Origin of the sequence: Streptococcus parauberis NCFD 2020, assembly GCF_000187935.1 — a bacterium.
GTDB classification, from domain to species: domain Bacteria; phylum Bacillota; class Bacilli; order Lactobacillales; family Streptococcaceae; genus Streptococcus; species Streptococcus parauberis.
Genome location: NZ_AEUT02000001.1, coordinates 897,822 through 916,405, shown reverse-complemented (window position 1 = coordinate 916,405; position 18,584 = coordinate 897,822). Strand labels below are relative to the sequence as shown.

Genomic DNA, 18,584 nt, shown 5'->3' with positions numbered 1-18,584 from the left:
TTATTTACGAATATATATGTGAGGTGGATTATGAAAGAAATTCTAACAGATATAAAACAGTGGTATGTTAATCACTATATTCTAGGCAGAATCATCGCAATTATTGTTTGTATTTGTCTTCTTTTTTCTCTATCTCTTTTTGTTTTTGGGAATAGCACAGCCGATAAACAAAAAGAAGAAGACATGATTGAATTAAGAAAAGAAATTATAGAAGTTAAAGAAGACAAGGAGCAGAGCCAAGCAGAATCAAAGTCGACTGATACAAGTAACCAAATTATGGTTGATTTGAAAGGGGCTGTTAAGCAAGAGGGGGTCTATAAGTTACCAGCAGATAGTCGAGTGACTGATTTGGTCAAAATGGCCGGTGGGCTGACTCAAGATGCTGACAGGCAAGCCATCAATCTCGCTCAAAAATTATCCGATGCATCTGTTATTTATATTGCTAGATTGGGTGAGAATAAATCAGTTTTACCCTCATCGACAGTCCAAGCTGCAGACGCACCTAGTGATGATGAAAAGATTAATATAAATAGTGCGACAAGTGATCAACTAACTAAAATTCCAGGGATTGGCGAAAAACGAGCGCATGAAATTATCGAAGCTAGAGATAAAATGGGTGGCTTCAAAAGTCTGGAAGATTTAACCAAAATTTCTGGCATTGGTAAGAAAACACTTGAAAAAATGAAAGATAATTTAAGTATTGAATAAATACTTGCCGATTCCAGTTGCTCAGTTAGCTTTGATAACAATAATGATGTTTTACTCAATTAATTGTAGAAGTCATTTAGCAGTACTGCTTTTTATTTGTCTTTTAATATTACTAATCAACAATTATGGGAAAATAGTTTTTGTTAAAGTTTGTTTAGTTCTTACATTTTTTGCTTTCTACTTTCTTGTCAATTCTCACATTTCCGCCTACAAATTTAAGCATCAACCCAAAGTTATTTACCATATTCGGTTAATTCCTGATTCAATTAATATTAATGGAGACCTTTTATCTTTTGAAGGTGAAGAAAATGAAAATCGATATCAAATCTTTTATCAGCTGAAAACGAAAGAGGAATTCTTATTTTATCGCAATTGCAGTGATTATCTTGATATTGAAACGGAAATAAAATTAGAGCATGCTGATGGACAAAGAAATTTCAATGGATTTAACTATCAGAAGCACTTAAAAAATCATGGAATTTTTCGAATTGGTCGACTTAAAGATATTAAGAAAATGCGTATTTCAAAGGTCCGAAATCTATTTGAACACTTGGTGAAATGGCGAAGACTGGCTATTGTTACCTGTCAGCAGACTTATCCGGATCCAATGGCTCATTATATGACTGGCTTGCTATTCGGATTTTTAGATAAAAGTTTTGGACAGATGACAGATATATATAGTCAGCTAGGAATTATTCATCTCTTTGCCTTGTCAGGGATGCATGTTGGATTTTTCTTTAATAATTTTCGAAAAGTCTTAATCAAGATATCAATTCCACAAGAGTACTTCCCAGGAATTGAATTGCTCTTTTCAATTTTTTATGCTGCAATAACTGGCTATAGTATTTCTGTTTTAAGGAGTTTATCTCAAAGGAATCTAAGTAACTTAAAGGTTAGTAAGGAAGATAATATTGCATTTACAGTTTTTATACTTTTTGTCTTTTCTCCTAATTTTCTCTTAACTGTAGGAGGGGTACTGTCCTTAGCTTATGCATTTGTTATATCGATTTTGAACAATCGATATCATCATCACAAGTGTCGACAATTTATTTTCCCTCTTTCAATTGCATGTGCCGGTTTGCCATTCTTGACTTTTTACTTTTCGGTTTACCATCCAATATCTATTCTCTTAACCGCATTATTTTCCTTGCTATTTGATCAGCTCATTTTGCCGCTTTTAACAGTTGTTTATTTTTTGACTCCTATTTTACCTTTACGTACCTTGAACGGCATTTTTGAATCGATGGAAGTGGTTGTTCGCTGGTTATGTGAAAAATTTGGTCATGCATGGATTATTGGAAAACCAAATCAAATTCAACTTTTCCTAATTTTGGCTTTGCTAGTTATTTTATATGATTTTTGGAATAGGAAAAATGTGAGGTATCTCCTTATTTTTCTTCTTAGTCTTGTTTGGTTTTCAATTGCTCAGCCATTCAAAAATGAAATTACAATTGTTGATGTCGGACAAGGGGATAGTATATTGATTAGGGATATCTTTAACAAAACTATCTTAATTGACGTTGGAGGAGTCCATAAACAACAAGGAAAAATAGAATGGCAAAGAAGACATAATCTTTCTAATGCGGAGAAAACATTAATTCCATATTTGAAAAGTCAGGGTATTAACAAGATCGATCAACTATTACTAACGCATACGGATACAGACCATGTTGGTGATATGGAGGATGTTGTGAAATCAATTAATATTAAGGAAATATTGGTTAGTCAAGGTAGTTTAACGAATCAAGAGTTTGTAGACAGGCTATATAAGATGAAAAGAAAAGTGAAAGTGATTAAAAGAGGAGATGTTTTACCTGTTATGGGGAGTCAGCTTAGGGTTCTCTATCCTTTTAAAAAAGGGGATGGGAAAAATAATGATTCCATCGTATTGTATGGAAAATTGTTGAATAAGCGATTTTTATTTACTGGAGATTTAGAAGCTGATGGGGAAAAAGAAATATTGGGAAATTATCCCGATTTGAAAGCTGATATTTTGAAAGCTGGTCATCATGGGTCGAAGGGATCGTCTATTGAAGAATTCATTGATCAACTTTCACCACAAATAGCTTTATTTTCAGCTGGGAAAAACAATATTTATAAGCATCCACATCAAGAAACCATAAGTCGTTTTCATCGACGGAAAATTAATACATTACGGACTGACCAAAATGGAGCAATTCGATTTAAAGGTTTATTTAAGTGGACAATCGAATGCGTTAATCCTTAATCTAATTAGATGACAAATACTAACTAAATTTTGTTATAATATAGACATGATTGCAATTGAAGAGATAGAAAAATTAACCAAAGAGAAATTAGATTTAATTACAATAGTTACTGGTGAAGATCTTGGACAGTTTTCACAAATTAAGTCTGTCTTAATGGAAAAAATAGCCTACGATAAAGACGACTTAACCTATTCCTATTTCGATTTATCAGAAACTGACTACCAAGATGCTGAACTTGATTTGCTGAGTTTACCATTTTTTGCAGATCAAAAAGTAGTTATTTTTGATCACTTCTTAGACCTAACGACTGCTAAAAAGAATTATCTTAAAGAAAATGAGTTGAAATCATTTGAGTCATATTTGGAAAAACCTATGGATTCAACGCGTTTAATTATCTTTGCACCCGGTAAATTGGATGGCAAGCGTCGAATTGTTAAACTATTAAAAAGAGATGCCCAAGTCATTGAAGCAACTCAGCTAAAAGAAGCCGAGTCAAAGACTTATTTTCAAAAGTACAGTCACCATTTGGGCTTATCCTATGATAGTGGTGTATTTGAAAGATTACTTTTAAAATCAAACGATGACTTTAGTCAAATATTGAAAAATATTAACTTTCTAAAATCATACAAAAATGAAGGTCGTATTACTTTGTATGATGTTGACGAGGCAATCCCGAAATCCTTGCAAGATAATATCTTTGATTTAACGCGGTTTCTCTTACAAAAGAAAGTGGAAGATGCAATTAATCTTGTCCACGATTTAAGATTAACCGGAGAAGATGAAATCAAGTTAATAGCTATTATGCTTGGGCAGTTTAGACTCTTTTTACAAATTGCAATATTAAAAGGACAAGGAAAAAATGAACAACAAATTGTATTAGCTTTATCTGATGTTTTAGGTCGAAAAATTAATCCCTATCAGGTTAAGTATGCTATTAAAGATTCAAGAACTTTAAGTAAAACGTATCTACAATCTGCTGTGAAAGCACTGATAGAGACAGATTTCCAAATTAAAACTGGTACCTATGACAAGTCTTATTTATTTGATATTCTCCTTTTGAAACTGTTATCATAGCTATTCTGACAGCATTAGTTTTTCTTTATGGTCACTTAATCAAAATAGTTGAAAGCTCTCTCAAAATGAGATAATATAGACCTATAATAAAGGAAAAGAGGATTTTGACATGGCTATTATTTTACCAGAACTTCCCTACGCATATGATGCACTTGAGCCTCAATTTGACCAAGAAACAATGACTCTCCATCATGATAAACACCATGCAACTTATGTTGCAAATGCCAATGCTGCTTTAGAAAAACACCCAGAAATTGGTGAAGATCTAGAAACTCTTCTAGCAGACGTGGAATCTATTCCTTCAGATATTCGTCAAGCCCTAATTAATAATGGTGGTGGACATTTGAATCACGCACTATTTTGGGAATTATTATCTCCTGAGAATACTGAAATTTCTTCAGAAGTTGCATCTGCAATTGATGAAGCATTTGGTTCATTTGATGCCTTTAAAGAACAATTCACAGCTGCAGCAACAGGACGTTTTGGTTCTGGATGGGCATGGCTAGTTGTAAATAAAGAAGGTAAACTTGAAATTATGTCAACTGCTAATCAAGATACACCAATTTCATCAGGATTAAAACCAATTTTAGGATTGGATGTTTGGGAACATGCATATTACTTAAACTATCGTAATGTTCGTCCTAATTATATTAAAGCTTTCTTTGAAATCATTAATTGGAATAAAGTTGATGAATTATATCAATCAGCAAAAGCATAACATTATAAGCAAATTCTTTTGAATTTGCTTTTTTTATACTCTCTTGTAATATTTTTGAAATAATTTGTTGAAATTATGTCATATTAACTTGATTATTTATTAAATTATTATAAAATAATAGTGTAGGAGATATAAAATGTTAAATGAGAGAAACTATTTTTCTTTAAGAAAGACAATAGTATTACTATGTTTAGGATTGTTGGCTTTTTCAGGATTAGTATTAACAGGCTCTGCATTAGCCCAAAATACAAAAATGAAAGAGGAGAAGACAGTCAAAAAAACAAAGTCAAAACCAAAAAAAGTGAAAGAAAAAAGTCAAGCTGACAAAGATGCCACTATGGAAGTTGATAAAGATCGTATGAATGCTTTAGGGCTATACTACGATTACTCCCACCTTAGTTTGGAAGATACTGTCAAAGCTTATTTGGATGAGTTTGGGATAGCTCATGATCAAGTTGCTTTTTCATATAAAGATTTAGAATCTGGGAAAACAGCTTCTATGAATGATACGCAACCAATGACAGCTGGTTCAACCTATAAATTACCCTTAAACATGCTTGTTGTTGATGAGGTTGCTAAGGGCAAATATACCCTTGAACAACGATTTGACATCACCAATACAAACTATGAGTTACTTAATGAACACAATGCTTACATGGCACAATTCAATGGGGCAATGTCAATACCTGATATGCAAGAGTATTCCTTAGTTTATTCTGAAAATACGCCAGCCTATGCTTTAGGGGATCGCTTAGGTGGTATGGGAAAAGCATACACTAAACTTGGTAAGTATGGTAAATCAAAGGCTGAAATTAAAACGATTAAAGAAAAAGGAAATAAAACTACAAGTGATTACTATATCCAAGTGTTAGATTACCTTTGGAAACATAAAGAAAAATATAAAGATATTTTATATTATATTGGAGAATCTTTCCCTGGAGAATACTATAAAACGTATCTTCCAGCGGATGTAGTAGTTTATCAAAAACCGGGCTATGTTCGTGAAGCGTTAAATGTTGACGCTGTAGTCTGTGAGAAGAGTCCATATCTAATTGCTCTATATACTAGATATCTTGGGGGAAGCACGGAGGAATCTGACGAAATAAATGGTATCGGTTATGGACAATTAGTTTCCTTAACTTATGTCATTAATGAATGGCATCGCGTAAATCACAATAAAGTTGATCAGCCAACGCCAGCATTGGAACAAGAACCAGCTTCATTAGAGGAAGATCCAACACAAATAGTCTCATAATAAAAAACGATATGATTTCTCATATCGTTTTTATTTTTTAAAAAATACCTATTTTACAAACATTGCATCTCCGAAGCTGAAGAAGCGATATTTTTCATTGACAGCGTGCTTATAGGCTTCTAGAACAAAATCACGTCCGGCAAATGCGGATACTAACATGACAAGAGTTGATTTTGGTAAATGAAAATTGGTCGAGAAGGCATCGACAATTGTGAATTGATAGCCTGGTTTAATAAAGATATTTGTCCAACCAGAATCGGCTACAATTTCACCTTTGAATTTACTACCAATAGTCTCGAGCGTTCTAATTGAAGTAGTACCAACTGCGATCACTCGTCCACCATCAGCTTTGACTTGACGTAAGGTAGTTGCAGCTTCCTCAGAAAGACTATAAAATTCAGAATGCATATCGTGTTCATCGACATTATCAACAGAGACTGGTCTAAATGTACCTAACCCAACATGCAGTGTCAGATAAACTAGTTTGACACCTTTAGCCTCAATTTTTTCTAACAGTTCTTGGGTAAAATGCAAGCCAGCAGTCGGTGCAGCCGCAGAGCCATTTTCTTTTGCATATACTGTTTGATAACGTTCTGAATCTTCAAGTTTTTCATGGATGTAAGGCGGCAGCGGCATTTCCCCAAGGCTTTCCAAAACTTCCAGGAAAATCCCGTCGTAAGAAAATTCAACGATTCGACCACCATGCTCTAGTTCTTCAATAACAGTGGCACTAAGACGGCCATCACCAAAAGAGACTTGACTGCCAACTCTGAGTCTTTTAGCAGGTTTAGCTAAGACTTCCCATTGGTCACCAGAGGTATTTTTTAGTAGTAGTAGTTCAACATGACCTTTAGTGTCAGGTTTTTCACCATACAAGCGGGCGGGAAGAACTCGCGTATTGTTCATGACAAGTGCATCACCAGGATTAAGCTCTTTAATAATGTGATCAAAATGGCTATCAACCATCGTTTCTTTTTTATGATCAATGATTAACAGTTTTGAACTATCACGTTTTTCAAGCGGTGTTTGAGCAATTAACTCTTCGGGTAGGTCAAAATCAAAATCGTTTGTATTCATTTTTCTCCTTTGTGTAATGGCAAAGCTAAAATCTTATGCCTTGCAATAATTAGATCGTTAACTATTATATCACGTGAGGCTGGAAGCGTCATTAGATTAATTTCAAAAACATGAGTATTTGACTTGACAAAAATTGGTATATACCATATAATATAATTATAAAAGGTCTATACCAATAAAAGGAGTATGAAATGAAAGTTATTCGTGTACAAAATCAAGAAGAAGGTGGAAAAGTTGCCTTCACCTTATTAAAGGATAGTTTAGCAAAAGGCGCAAAAACTTTAGGTCTTGCAACTGGTTCAACTCCGGTAACCTTCTATAAAGAAGTTGTTGCTAGTGATTTAGATTTTTCTGAAATTACAAGTATAAACTTAGATGAATATGTTGGACTACCAGTCGAAAATGACCAATCATATGATTATTTCATGCGTGATCATTTATTTAACGAAAAACCATTCAAAAAGAATTATCTACCCAATGGTTTAGCAAGTGATTTAGATCAAGAAGTATCACGTTATAATGATGTTATTTCTGAATACCCAATCGATTTTCAAATATTAGGTATTGGACGTAATGGTCATATTGGATTCAATGAGCCAGGTACATCATTTGAAGAAAGAACACATGTTGTTGATCTTGAAGCTTCAACAATAGAAGCTAATAGTCGTTTCTTTGATTCCATTGATGATGTGCCAAAACAAGCTATCTCTATGGGTATTGCTTCAATTATGGATTCAAAAATGGTTGTCTTGCTTGCTTTTGGTAAAGAAAAAGCAGAAGCAGTGAGAGCAATGTTAACTGGTGACATTACTGAGGACTTACCAGCCTCAATTCTACAAAAACATCCAAATTGTGTTGTTATAGTCGATACGGATGCCGCTTCGCTTTTAAATTAATTAATTAATCTCGTTTCCCCTTGGGCTAAGATTCTCCTCTTAGCTCTTTTTTTGTTGAAATATGGTAAACTACCTCTATGAGAATAGATAAATTATTGGAAGAAGAAGGGATTGGCTCGCGTAATCAAGTCAAAACTCTTATAAAAAGTCAGCAAGTAAAAGTTAATGAAAAGGTCATAACGGATGGTAAAACTAATGTTGATCCTAGTTTGCAGGTAATTACTGCTTCAGGTACTCCCATTCAAGCTGAAGGCCATCATTATTTTATCTTAAATAAACCAAATGGGGTTGTATCCGCAAGAAGTGATGGACTTCATCAAACAGTTATTGATTGTCTATCTGTGGAAGATAGATATGCAAAACTCTATCCCATAGGTCGATTAGATCGTGACACTGAAGGGTTAGTCTTATTGACTGATAATGGACCACTTGGTTTTAGAATGCTTCATCCCAGCCACCATGTTTCTAAAACCTATCTGGTTCGTGTTAATGGCCAATTAAAAGATGATGCGCTCGTATTTTTTGAAGAAGGAATTGTCTTTCATGATGGGACTAAATGTAAACCAGCCCATTTGCAGATTTTGAAAAAAGATGAGAAATGTTCGGAAGCAGTTGTTACGATTTCTGAAGGAAAATTCCATCAAGTTAAGAAGATGTTTCTGGCTTATGGACTGAAAGTAATCTACTTAAAAAGAATTTCTTTTGCTGGACTTACCTTGGGTGAATTACCAGTTGGACAATACCGAAAACTGACCGAACTGGAAAAGACAGAAATAATTAAGTTTTTAGATTAACCTATTATTAGAAAAACATTCATGAAAAAAATCACAATCCTTGCATTAATACCCGACGGGCTATATACTAAGAAGGTATCATTTTTAAGGAGATTATTCATGAAAGATAAATTATCGACGAAATTGTCCATTCTGTCAATTTCAATTTTCCTCATGTCGCACCTAGCCATTGCGCCAGCTATTCCCAAATTATTTGAACTTTACCATGGTCAAAACCCACATATAGGTCTTGCATCTGTTGAGAGTTTAGTGACTATTCCAGCAATGATGATTACCATTTTTGTTATTCTTAGCAATTTAGTAGTTGCCAAAATTGGTAAGAAAAAGACAATACAACTCGGTCTAATCTTTATATTAATTTCAGGATTAGTCTCATTTATTACGACCAATTTCACAATTGTCTTAATCTGTCGCCTATTACTAGGAATTGGGATTGGTTTATATAATGCACTGTCAATTAGTATCATCAGTGACTATTATGAAGGTGAAACCAGAGCAAATATGATTGGTTTTCGGACAGCAACTTTAAATATTGGAAAAGCACTAACAACCTTTATTGTTGGATTAGCTTTGTTAATTGGAGTTAATTACACTTATCTTGTTTATTTATTGGTTATCCCAGTTTATTTCTTCTTTACGAAAATTGTTCCGGAATCAGACAAAGAAATTTTACCTTTAAAATCAGCAACAGTTTTTGATAAAAAAGCAATATTGTTAATGTTAGTAACTTTCTTTGTTGGTATTTCTTACATTGGTGCAACTATTAAATTACCTACACTATTGGTCAGTCATTATGGTTATTCTAGCTTTTTTGCAAGTAATTTATTATCGTTATTAGCTTTTAGTGGTATCTTTGTTGGTTTAGTATTTGGTCAATTGACCAAAGTCTTATCAGAAAAAACAATGCTAGTAATGATTCTCTTAATGGGGATTGGAAATTTCATCTTAACCCTTTCAAATCATAAATTTGTTTTCTTCCTTGCAGCGTTCTTAATCGGTGCAAGTTTTGTCGGAACAATGTCATCAGTTTTCAATTATATTGCAAAATACTATAGCCGTGAACATATCAATTTTGTAACTAGCTTAGCTATCACCGCTGGAAATATTGGTGTTATTTTGACGCCAGTAATTCTAACTAAACTGCCAGCGGCCTTTCATATGGAAGCCTTTATTACACCCTTCTATATAACTAGTGCCCTCATGTTTATCACTAGCCTAGTCTATCTTGCCTTACCAAAAAAATAAAAAGCTATGACTATAGCTTTTTTTTTTTTGTCATTTACGAATAATTAGATAAGAAACAGATTTGGAGAAATAATGTTAGTTGCAATTGATGATTTGGGGAATCGGCTCACCACCTTAGATAATTTACCCAAAACAGGTATCTATTACTGTCCAGTATGTAAAGGTCAAGTCTCTTTAAAGAGAGGAAAAGTGAAACAAGCACATTTTGCTCATAAGAATTTATTAAATTGTCCTAACAGCTCACTTAACGAATCAACGGAACATTTATTACTCAAGGCTAAACTCTACCAGAATCTTAAAAAGAGTGAAGAAGTGACGATTGAAACCTTTTTTCCAAGTATAAATCAAATTGCTGATTTACAAGTCAATCATAAATTAGTATTAGAAGTCCAGTGTAGTTCATTACCTCCAGATAGATTAGTGGAACGAACAAAAAATTATAGAGACAATGATCAATACATTATCTGGTTATTAGGTAAGAATCTATGGATAAAGCATAAATTAAGTTATCTTCAAAAACAATTCTTATCATTTTCTTGGTCGATAGGCTTCTATCTCTGGGAAATTGATCTAGAAAAAAATTGCCTAAGACTCTGCTATATGATTCATGAGGATTTAATGGGGAAGGTAACTTGTTTAACTAGAACTTGTCCTCTGGATGGGAACCTTATGTCATTTTTTAGAATGCCATTTCAAAAAATGAATCTAGAACCTATCAAGGTAAAAAGCGATAGCCATCTTCTGCAAAAAATTCAAAAAGCTTTGAAATATCGGAATAAGTATTGGATGCTTAGGCAGGAAAAAGCCTATCAAATGGGAATTAATCTTTTATGTTTGTCGGTTGAGGATTTTTATCCGCAATATAATCCACCTAAGTGTGAGCAAGGATTCTGTTTAATTGAGTCGGATTTAAAACCTTTTTATGATGCATTTGAGGCATATAATAAAGAAATTTCTAATAAAGACGTGCAAACGCTTCACCCTCCTAGCTTTTATGTTAAAATATGAGAGAACACAATTTTAGGAGGAACTTATGACAGACAATCGTAGTCATTTAGATGAAAAGTACACTTGGGATTTAAGTACAATTTTCAAAACAGATGAAGAATTTGAAACTGAACTAAAGGTCTTAAATCAGGATGCTGATGCAGCGCAAAAATATGCTGGTCATTTATTAGATTCAAGTAAAATGTTGTTTGAAATTACGAATAGTCAGCTTGAATTGGCGCGTCGCATTGAAAAAGTCTATGTTTATGCATCAATGAAAAACGATCAAGATACTACCGTAGCCAAATATCAAGAGTATCAAGCAAAAGCATCTAGTTTATATGCAAAATTTGGGCAAGTTTTCTCATTTTATGAGCCTGAATTTATGACCATGTCAACTGAACAATTAGATACTTTTAAAGCTGAAGAAAGTCAATTGGAACTTTACAATCACTACTTTGAAAAATTATTAAAATATAAAGAGCATGTTTTGTCTCAACGTGAGGAAGAACTTTTAGCTGGTGCACAAGAAATCTTTAATGGGGCAGAAGAAACATTTAGTATTTTGGATAATGCCGATTTGATATTCCCAATTGTGAAAGATGATAATGGTAAGGAAGTTGAAATCACACATGGTAACTTTATCAGTTTGATGGAATCAAAAGATCGTAATGTGCGCAAAGCTGCTTATGAAGCAATGTATAGTACTTATGAACAATTTCAACATACTTACGCCAAAACACTTCAAACAAATGTAAAAGTACAAAACTATCAAGCGCGTGTTCATAAATATGACTCTGCTCGCCAAGCAGCAATGTCTGCAAATTTCATTCCTGAAGCAGTTTATGACACTTTACTTTCATCAGTAAATAAACATTTACCATTATTACATCGTTACTTGAAATTAAGACAAGAAGTTCTTGGTTTGGATGAACTTAAAATGTATGATGTTTATACACCATTATCTGAGACAAATCTTGATATGACATATGATGAAGCAATTGAGAAAGTACAAACTGTTTTAGAAGTGTTTGGTAAGGAATATTCAGACCGAGTAAATCGTGCATTCACAGAACGTTGGATTGATGTTCATGTTAATAAAGGTAAACGTTCAGGTGCCTATTCAGGTGGATCATATGATACAAATGCATTTATGCTACTTAACTGGCAAGATAATCTTGATAACCTTTATACACTGATTCATGAAACTGGCCACAGCCTACATTCAACTTTAACTAGAGAAAATCAACCATATGTTTATGGTGATTATAGTATCTTCTTGGCAGAAATTGCATCGACAACAAATGAAAATATTTTAACTGAAGCTCTCTTGAAAGAAGTAGCTGATGATAAAACTCGTTTTGCCATTTTAAATAATTATTTGGATGGCTTTAGAGGTTCTGTTTTCCGTCAAACTCAATTTGCTGAGTTTGAGCATGCGATTCACCAAGCTGATCAAAATGGTGAAGTCTTAACAAGTGAATACATTAATAATTTATACGCCGAACTTAATCAAAAATATTATGGACTAGCTAAAGAAGATAATCATTTTATTCAATATGAGTGGGCTAGAATTCCACATTTCTACTATAATTATTATGTTTATCAATACTCAACTGGTTTTGCTGCGGCAAGCTATTTAGCAAATAAAATTGTCCATGGAAGTCAAGAAGATATTGATGCTTATCTGTCATATTTGAAAGCAGGAAATTCTGATTACCCATTAGAAGTCATTGCCAAAGCAGGTGTTGATATGACTCAAGAAGACTACTTGGATCAAGCATTCGCTGTTTTTGAAGCACGATTAACTGAATTAGAAGAATTAGTTGCTAAAGGCGCGCACAAATAAGTTCTGTATTTGTGATTAGTTTAACTATAACATAAGATAAATAGTGAAGTTTTATCATTTAATTTTGCTATTACAATATTGAAAAGAAGGTCATTCAATTGATAATAGTTTATTATACAGTTGAATGATTTTTTCATAAATAGAAAACGTTCTGAGTTTGAGGGGGAAATATGAAAGAATTTATTATTTTTGATATGGATGGAGTCATTGTTGATTCCGAATACACTTTTTTAAGCAGTAAAACACAAATGCTATTAGATAGAGGTATTGATACAGATGAATCTTATCAATACCAATTCATGGGAACCACATTTGAATTCATGTGGCAAAAAATGAAAACTGAATGTCAGCTAGATGATTCAGTGGAAACCTTAATTAATGAAATGAATGATCGTAGAGAAGAGATGATTTCTAGGGATGGCGTTAAAGCAATCCAACATACACCAGAATTTATCAAGTATTTACATGAAAAAGGCTACCCTTTAGCAGTTGCTTCTTCCTCACCCAGACAAGATATTGAGCGCAACTTAAAGGCGCTTAAACTTGACCATGTTTTTGATGTGTTAGTCAGTGGAGAAGAAGTAGAACACTCAAAACCTTCACCAGATGTTTTTGTGAAAGCTGCACAATTATTAGGTGCACCAGTTGAAGCTTGTATTGTATTTGAGGATACTAAGAATGGAAGCTTAGCAGCCAAGGCAGCGGGAATGACCTGTGTTGGCTTTGCTAACCCTGGTTATCCCAAACAAGACTTATCAGCTTGTGACAAACTGATATCCAGCTTTAAAGAAGCGTATGAAATGTTTTGATCGGTTTGATAATGTACGTGTTTTAATTTAAAACAAATAAATTGACAAAATGTAATAAGTTTTATAAACTAAAAACCTAACATTGCATAATTTGCTTCACTTTTATGTTCGGATTTATAGAAAGAGGTTTTTGGTGAAAAAGACAAATAGATATATCGTAGCTACTGCAGGAGTAGTTCTTCATTTAATGCTCGGATCGACTTATGCATGGAGTGTTTATCGTAATCCAATTATGATGGAAACTGGTTGGCAACAATCTTCAGTCGCATTTGCTTTTTCTTTAGCAATCTTCTGTTTAGGAATGTCTGCTGCCTTTATGGGAAAACTAGTTGAAAAGTTTGGTCCGCGTCTTACAGGTACTATTTCAGCAATTCTATATGCAGGTGGCACGATGCTTACAGGACTAGCTGTCGCTAACCACCAATTATGGTTACTTTACCTGGGCTATGGTGTTGTTGGTGGACTTGGTTTAGGAGCTGGTTATATTACTCCTGTATCGACCATTATAAAATGGTTTCCTGATAAAAGAGGCTTGGCTACAGGATTAGCAATTATGGGATTTGGATTTGCTTCATTACTTACAAGTCCAATTGCCCAATACTTAATTAATCATCGAGGACTAGTTAATACTTTTTATATATTAGGTTTAGTATATTTTGTAATTATGCTAATTTCATCGCAATTTATCAAAAAACCAAATCCTGAAGAGTTTCAACAATTAGTTGACAAAAGTAAGGATAAATCAGCAACTGATTTGACAAATGGAATGTCTGCTAGCCAAGCATTAAAAACAAAAGAATTCTATATTTTATGGTTAATTTTATTTATTAATATTGCCTGTGGACTAGGTCTTATTTCTGTAGTAGCTCCAATGGCACAAGATGTTGCTGGAATGTCTGTCGAAGCTGCAGCTGTAGTTGTTGGCTTAATGGGGGTTTTCAATGGTTTTGGTCGTTTATTATGGGCTAGCCTTTCAGATTTTATTGGCCGTCCCTTAACATTTGTCATTCTATTCATTGTTAATGTCCTCATGTCATTCTTCTTAATTATCTTCCATATACCATTTCTATTTGTCCTATCAATGGCAATTTTAATGACATGTTATGGTGCAGGCTTCTCTCTTATCCCTCCTTATTTGAGTGATATTTTCGGAGCGAAAGAATTGGCAACCCTTCATGGCTATATCTTAACTGCTTGGGGAATCGCTGCGCTTGTAGGACCAATGTTATTATCTATGATTTTTGAAATGACTAAGAGTTATACTAATACCTTAGTGGTCTTCATCGGCTTGTTTCTACTGGCTTTATCAATTTCTGTCTGGTTGAAGAATAGTTTAGCGACAGATAAAAAAGAAAGCTTAGTAGAAATAAAATAATTGATTGGAAAAAATGATAAAACAAGTATTCTTTGATTTAGATGGTGTTATCTTTGATTCTTATCAGATTTGGGATGATCTAGTTAATCATCTTCTTGTATTAAAAAGTCTAAGTCTCACTAATTAGATTCAGGACCAATTATGGTCACTATCAATGTCTGAGGCTGATACTTATCTTTCTGGTTTACTTATCTCCGAATTTCAGGCACAAGACATTGCTGATATAAAGCATCAATTATTAATCGATGGTTATGCTCATGTAACTTTAATGAAGAATGCTAAAAAAACAATCGAAAAGCTAGCTGAAATGGGATTTCAACTATACGCCATTACAAGTAACTACAAGCAGATCGCAGAAATTGGTTTGCGATCAGCTGGTATCTTTGATTATTTTACAGATGTCTTAAGTGTTATGGATACAGTTTTTGAGGATAAACATGCTGCCTATTTTCAATATATTGCAAATGAATATCATTTTGACTTAGAAAAAATTCCTTTAGTTGAGGATTCTATTTCAAATTTGAAATTAGCAAAATCTGTTAATATGAAAACAATCTACTATCAAAATAACTTGTATACCATAAAACCAGAGGATTATTCAGAGGTTGACATCATTTTGAATGATTTATCTGAATTACCTGCTATTATAGAAAAACATTTGTGAAATGAAAGCCTTGTCATTTTTCACAATATATGATATTATCTTTTTGTAAAATTTAATAGAACATTTGGGGTGCTGTTATGCTGAGATTATACCCATTGAACCTGATACAGTTAGGACTGGCGAAGGGAAATGTGTTTCACGAAACTTATTTTTGTCGTGGACTGAAGAAGAAGTTTATTTATCAAATTCTTTTTCAATGTAATCAATAGTTAAACTCCATTTATATGTAAATGGAGTTTTTTTGTTTTCCTAATTTTTATTATAAATTATATGCTTATGTTAAAAATAATGAGAGGAGTGATTACGCCTTAGATAATGTCTGGTAGTGAAAGAAAGCAAATTACTTTTATTATAAATAAAAGTGTTGTGATATACAAAAGAAATCGATACGAGGAAGAAAATGACGAATAAAGTTGTATTAAAAGATGTTTTACTAATTGCACTGATTGCAGTAATTCTAGGAGTAGTATAATTTTCAACGGGCTTATTTTCGAATATCCTAGTTCCATTTTTGGGACCAGTAGGCTGGCTAAGAAGTAATTTATGGTATCTGGTTTATGTCAGGACCAATTGCAATTTACATCTTAAAAAAACCGGGAACTGCCTTAATTACAGAGTTATTAGCAGCTTTAATTGAAGTACTAATTGGATCTGTCTTTGCTCCAAGTGGTTTAATTATTGTTTTTTACAGGGATTGGGATCAGAACTAGGCTTTCCCCTCTTAAAATATAAATGGTCTGATTGGCTACCATTTTTACTATCTGCCATTTTTACATCACTATTAAGTTACGCTTGGTCATTTTATACTAACGGATTATCTGCATTCTCTTTTAAGTACAATTTTACGATACTTATTATAAGAACCTTATCATCAGTTGCCTTCTTTTATCTCTCAAAAATGATAGGCCAACAATTAGAAAAAGGCGGAGTGCTCAACTCGTATCAAATGGATAGACGGGTAAATGAATGTTAACAATTGAAAATCTAACTTATTCATTTCCAGGAAGTAATCCTATTTTTGCGGATATCGACTTAATCGTGAATGATATGGAATCTGTTCTGATAAGTGGTTATTCACGGTGTGGAAAAAGCAGTTTGGCCATCTACTTGCTGTATTAAAAAAACCAGATCAAGGAAAGATATCATGTTTTTAGCTAGTGTTTGTTTTGTCAGTTTGCTGGTGCTTTTTTACCAATTCAGATAGAGGTAAGATGAAGGAGAACCATGTTAAAAGAAGTTATGCTTGAAAAGGCTAATAAATATATTGATATTATTTATCACAATCTATTTATTCAAGGAATTGTTGAGACAAATATTGACCCGAAAGCAATTTGTCATTATTTATAAGAGGATCATGCTTACTTGATAAATTTTTAGATAAATATGCATTGTGCTTAACTAAAGCAAATAGTAAAGATGATAAACGATTTTTCATTAATCAGATCTCAGCTATTTTGGATTATGAAATGGGGGCAGCAGAAGAGCCACACCAATCGCTTGCAAAATATACAGGGCAAAGCTATCAATCCATTATCAGTGGTAGTCAATGGTGCCCGTCGTTTGATCATTATATCAAACAGATGTAATATAATGAGCACGAATTTGGGATTGCTAGAGCATTATCAGTTATGGGACCGGGACCTTGTCCCTGGATTTATAATCAAGTAGCCAAAAAAATTATATCGGAGAATGAGATTTCAGAAGGGCATTTTTTTATGAATGGATACATTTTTATGCAGATGATTCTTCAACTGATGTCATCAAACATTATTTTAGGATGATTGATACTTATGCAGAATAATTATCAAACAGTAGTAAAATGCAACTGGTTGATAATTTTATTAAATCTCGCCAAATAGTTGCTATTGGTGGTATAGGTCAAAATGATATTGAACCAATAATTAAAGCAGGAGCAAATGGTATAGCAGTCATTTCAGCAATTGCTAGGTCTAAAGAGATTGAACAAACCTGCAAATCATTCAGAAGTCGATTGGATTTAACTTTAAAAAGTGAATAATTAGATAACAGGAAAGAATTTGATTAAGAGGTATGAAGGAGTATGTCTTCTTAATCAGATTCTATATTTTCTAAATTTCGATTCAAAGAAGAAATCCCTAGACAGCGCTCTTCTTGACACTGGTTGATTGTCTGTGATATGCTATTTTTATGGTAAATTCATATAGTAAGAATGCAAATCATAATATGCGTCGTCCTGTTATAAAGGATGACATTGTGCATTTTATGAGAAAACAACAAAAACAAAATACAGGATTTTTAGCTGAGCTCGAAGCATTCGCTCGGCAAGAAAATATTCCCATTATTCAGCACGAAGTAGTGGCTTACTTCCGATTATTAATGCAAAGCTTACAGCCTGAGAAAATTCTGGAAATTGGTACAGCGATTGGCTTTTCAGCACTTTTGATGGCTGAAAATGCACCGCAATCAAAAATAGTAACAATCGATCGTAACGAAGAAATGATTACTTTTGCTAAAGAAAACTTTGCAAAATTTGATAGACGTAATCAAATCCAATTACTTGAAGGTGATGCTGCTGACTTAATTACAAACTTGGATGAAGAGTTTGATTTTGTCTTTATGGACTCTGCCAAATCCAAGTACATTGTCTTTCTACCTGAAATTCTCAAGCATTTAAAAGTCGGTGGGATGATCGTTTTTGATGATATTTTTCAAGGTGGGGATATTGTAAAGCCGATTGAGGAAGTTCGTCGTGGGCAGCGGACAATCTACCGTGGACTGCAAAGACTGTTTGAAGCTACGTTGGACAATCCAGGACTGACCGCCACTCTTCTGCCTCTATCGGATGGTTTATTAATGGTCCGCAAAAACCAAGAGGTAATTGACTTACCAGATTAAGAAAGTTTTAAGAAAATATGTTATAATGATT

Annotated in this window: 18 protein-coding genes, 1 pseudogene and 1 riboswitch; of the genes and pseudogenes, 18 read left to right on the top strand and 1 reads right to left on the bottom strand. The window is 33.4% G+C overall.

All coding sequences use genetic code 11. The annotated features are described in order from the left end of the window. Positions 1-30: 30 nt before the first annotated feature. From SPB_RS04595 to SPB_RS04575, 5 genes are all read left to right on the top strand, one after another. Positions 31-708 (top strand): helix-hairpin-helix domain-containing protein, encoded by a 678-nt coding sequence (locus tag SPB_RS04595; protein ID WP_003106056.1) that lies wholly within the window; start codon positions 31-33, stop codon positions 706-708. Continuing rightward, the gene (locus SPB_RS04590) at positions 701-2,935 is read left to right on the top strand and encodes a DNA internalization-related competence protein ComEC/Rec2 (protein ID WP_254655067.1); all 2,235 of its coding nucleotides are present in this window, start codon (positions 701-703) and stop codon (positions 2,933-2,935) included. The genes SPB_RS04595 and SPB_RS04590 overlap by 8 nt, the downstream gene beginning before the upstream one ends. A 46-nt stretch (positions 2,936-2,981) precedes the next feature. Next, positions 2,982-4,010, top strand: a complete 1,029-nt coding sequence (holA, locus tag SPB_RS04585) for a DNA polymerase III subunit delta (RefSeq protein ID WP_003104123.1) — start codon at positions 2,982-2,984, stop codon at positions 4,008-4,010. Positions 4,011-4,119: 109 nt separating this feature from the next. Continuing rightward, the gene (gene sodA, locus SPB_RS04580) at positions 4,120-4,728 is read left to right on the top strand and encodes a superoxide dismutase SodA (RefSeq protein ID WP_003102930.1); all 609 of its coding nucleotides are present in this window, start codon (positions 4,120-4,122) and stop codon (positions 4,726-4,728) included. 136 nt (positions 4,729-4,864) lie between these two features. Beyond that, positions 4,865-5,983: a serine hydrolase gene (locus SPB_RS04575; RefSeq protein ID WP_003105674.1), complete on the top strand. Its 1,119-nt coding sequence runs from the start codon at positions 4,865-4,867 to the stop codon at positions 5,981-5,983. Between the two features lie 48 nt (positions 5,984-6,031). Here the strand turns inward: SPB_RS04575 and queA are convergent, their stop codons facing one another. After that, a complete protein-coding gene (gene queA, locus SPB_RS04570; protein WP_003104379.1) occupies positions 6,032-7,060 on the bottom strand; it encodes a tRNA preQ1(34) S-adenosylmethionine ribosyltransferase-isomerase QueA in 1,029 nt (342 codons plus the stop codon). Between the two features lie 191 nt (positions 7,061-7,251). On the opposite strand from queA, the gene nagB reads away from it, so the two are divergent. From nagB to SPB_RS04510, 13 genes and pseudogenes are all read left to right on the top strand, one after another. After that, on the top strand, positions 7,252-7,956 hold the full coding sequence (gene nagB, locus SPB_RS04565) for a glucosamine-6-phosphate deaminase (protein WP_003104983.1): 705 nt from the start codon (positions 7,252-7,254) through the stop codon (positions 7,954-7,956). Positions 7,957-8,033: 77 nt separating this feature from the next. Continuing rightward, positions 8,034-8,750 carry a pseudouridine synthase gene (locus SPB_RS04560; RefSeq protein WP_003105924.1) on the top strand — a complete coding sequence of 239 codons (717 nt, stop codon included), beginning with the start codon at positions 8,034-8,036 and terminating at the stop codon, positions 8,748-8,750. Between the two features lie 99 nt (positions 8,751-8,849). After that, positions 8,850-9,995 (top strand): MFS transporter, encoded by a 1,146-nt coding sequence (locus SPB_RS04555; protein WP_003102523.1) that lies wholly within the window; start codon positions 8,850-8,852, stop codon positions 9,993-9,995. 72 nt (positions 9,996-10,067) lie between these two features. Further along, positions 10,068-11,003: a competence protein CoiA gene (locus tag SPB_RS04550; protein ID WP_003103858.1), complete on the top strand. Its 936-nt coding sequence runs from the start codon at positions 10,068-10,070 to the stop codon at positions 11,001-11,003. Between the two features lie 25 nt (positions 11,004-11,028). Continuing rightward, positions 11,029-12,831: an oligoendopeptidase F gene (gene pepF, locus SPB_RS04545; protein ID WP_003105486.1), complete on the top strand. Its 1,803-nt coding sequence runs from the start codon at positions 11,029-11,031 to the stop codon at positions 12,829-12,831. 170 nt (positions 12,832-13,001) lie between these two features. Then, a complete protein-coding gene (locus tag SPB_RS04540; protein ID WP_003106091.1) occupies positions 13,002-13,640 on the top strand; it encodes an HAD family hydrolase in 639 nt (212 codons plus the stop codon). 133 nt (positions 13,641-13,773) lie between these two features. Continuing rightward, on the top strand, positions 13,774-15,015 hold the full coding sequence (locus SPB_RS04535; protein WP_037621160.1) for an L-lactate MFS transporter: 1,242 nt from the start codon (positions 13,774-13,776) through the stop codon (positions 15,013-15,015). 154 nt (positions 15,016-15,169) lie between these two features. Then, positions 15,170-15,679, top strand: coding sequence for an HAD family hydrolase (locus SPB_RS04530; RefSeq protein ID WP_003103921.1), 510 nt, complete (start codon positions 15,170-15,172; stop codon positions 15,677-15,679). 55 nt (positions 15,680-15,734) lie between these two features. After that, a riboswitch (TPP riboswitch) is annotated at positions 15,735-15,824 on the top strand. Positions 15,825-16,079: 255 nt separating this feature from the next. Beyond that, positions 16,080-16,652 (top strand): annotated as a pseudogene (locus SPB_RS11630) (ECF transporter S component). 251 nt (positions 16,653-16,903) lie between these two features. Beyond that, on the top strand, positions 16,904-17,026 hold the full coding sequence (locus tag SPB_RS11585) for a hypothetical protein (RefSeq protein WP_003104426.1): 123 nt from the start codon (positions 16,904-16,906) through the stop codon (positions 17,024-17,026). Then, a complete protein-coding gene (locus tag SPB_RS11480; protein ID WP_254655066.1) occupies positions 17,011-17,265 on the top strand; it encodes a TenA family protein in 255 nt (84 codons plus the stop codon). The genes SPB_RS11585 and SPB_RS11480 overlap by 16 nt, the downstream gene beginning before the upstream one ends. 233 nt (positions 17,266-17,498) lie before the next feature. After that, entirely contained in the window at positions 17,499-17,696 is a 198-nt protein-coding gene (locus SPB_RS04515; RefSeq protein ID WP_003106105.1) for a thiamine phosphate synthase, read from the top strand. Between the two features lie 149 nt (positions 17,697-17,845). Then, complete coding sequence (locus SPB_RS04510; RefSeq protein ID WP_013794129.1) at positions 17,846-18,553, top strand: O-methyltransferase; 708 nt, start codon at positions 17,846-17,848, stop codon at positions 18,551-18,553. Positions 18,554-18,584 lie beyond the last annotated feature (31 nt).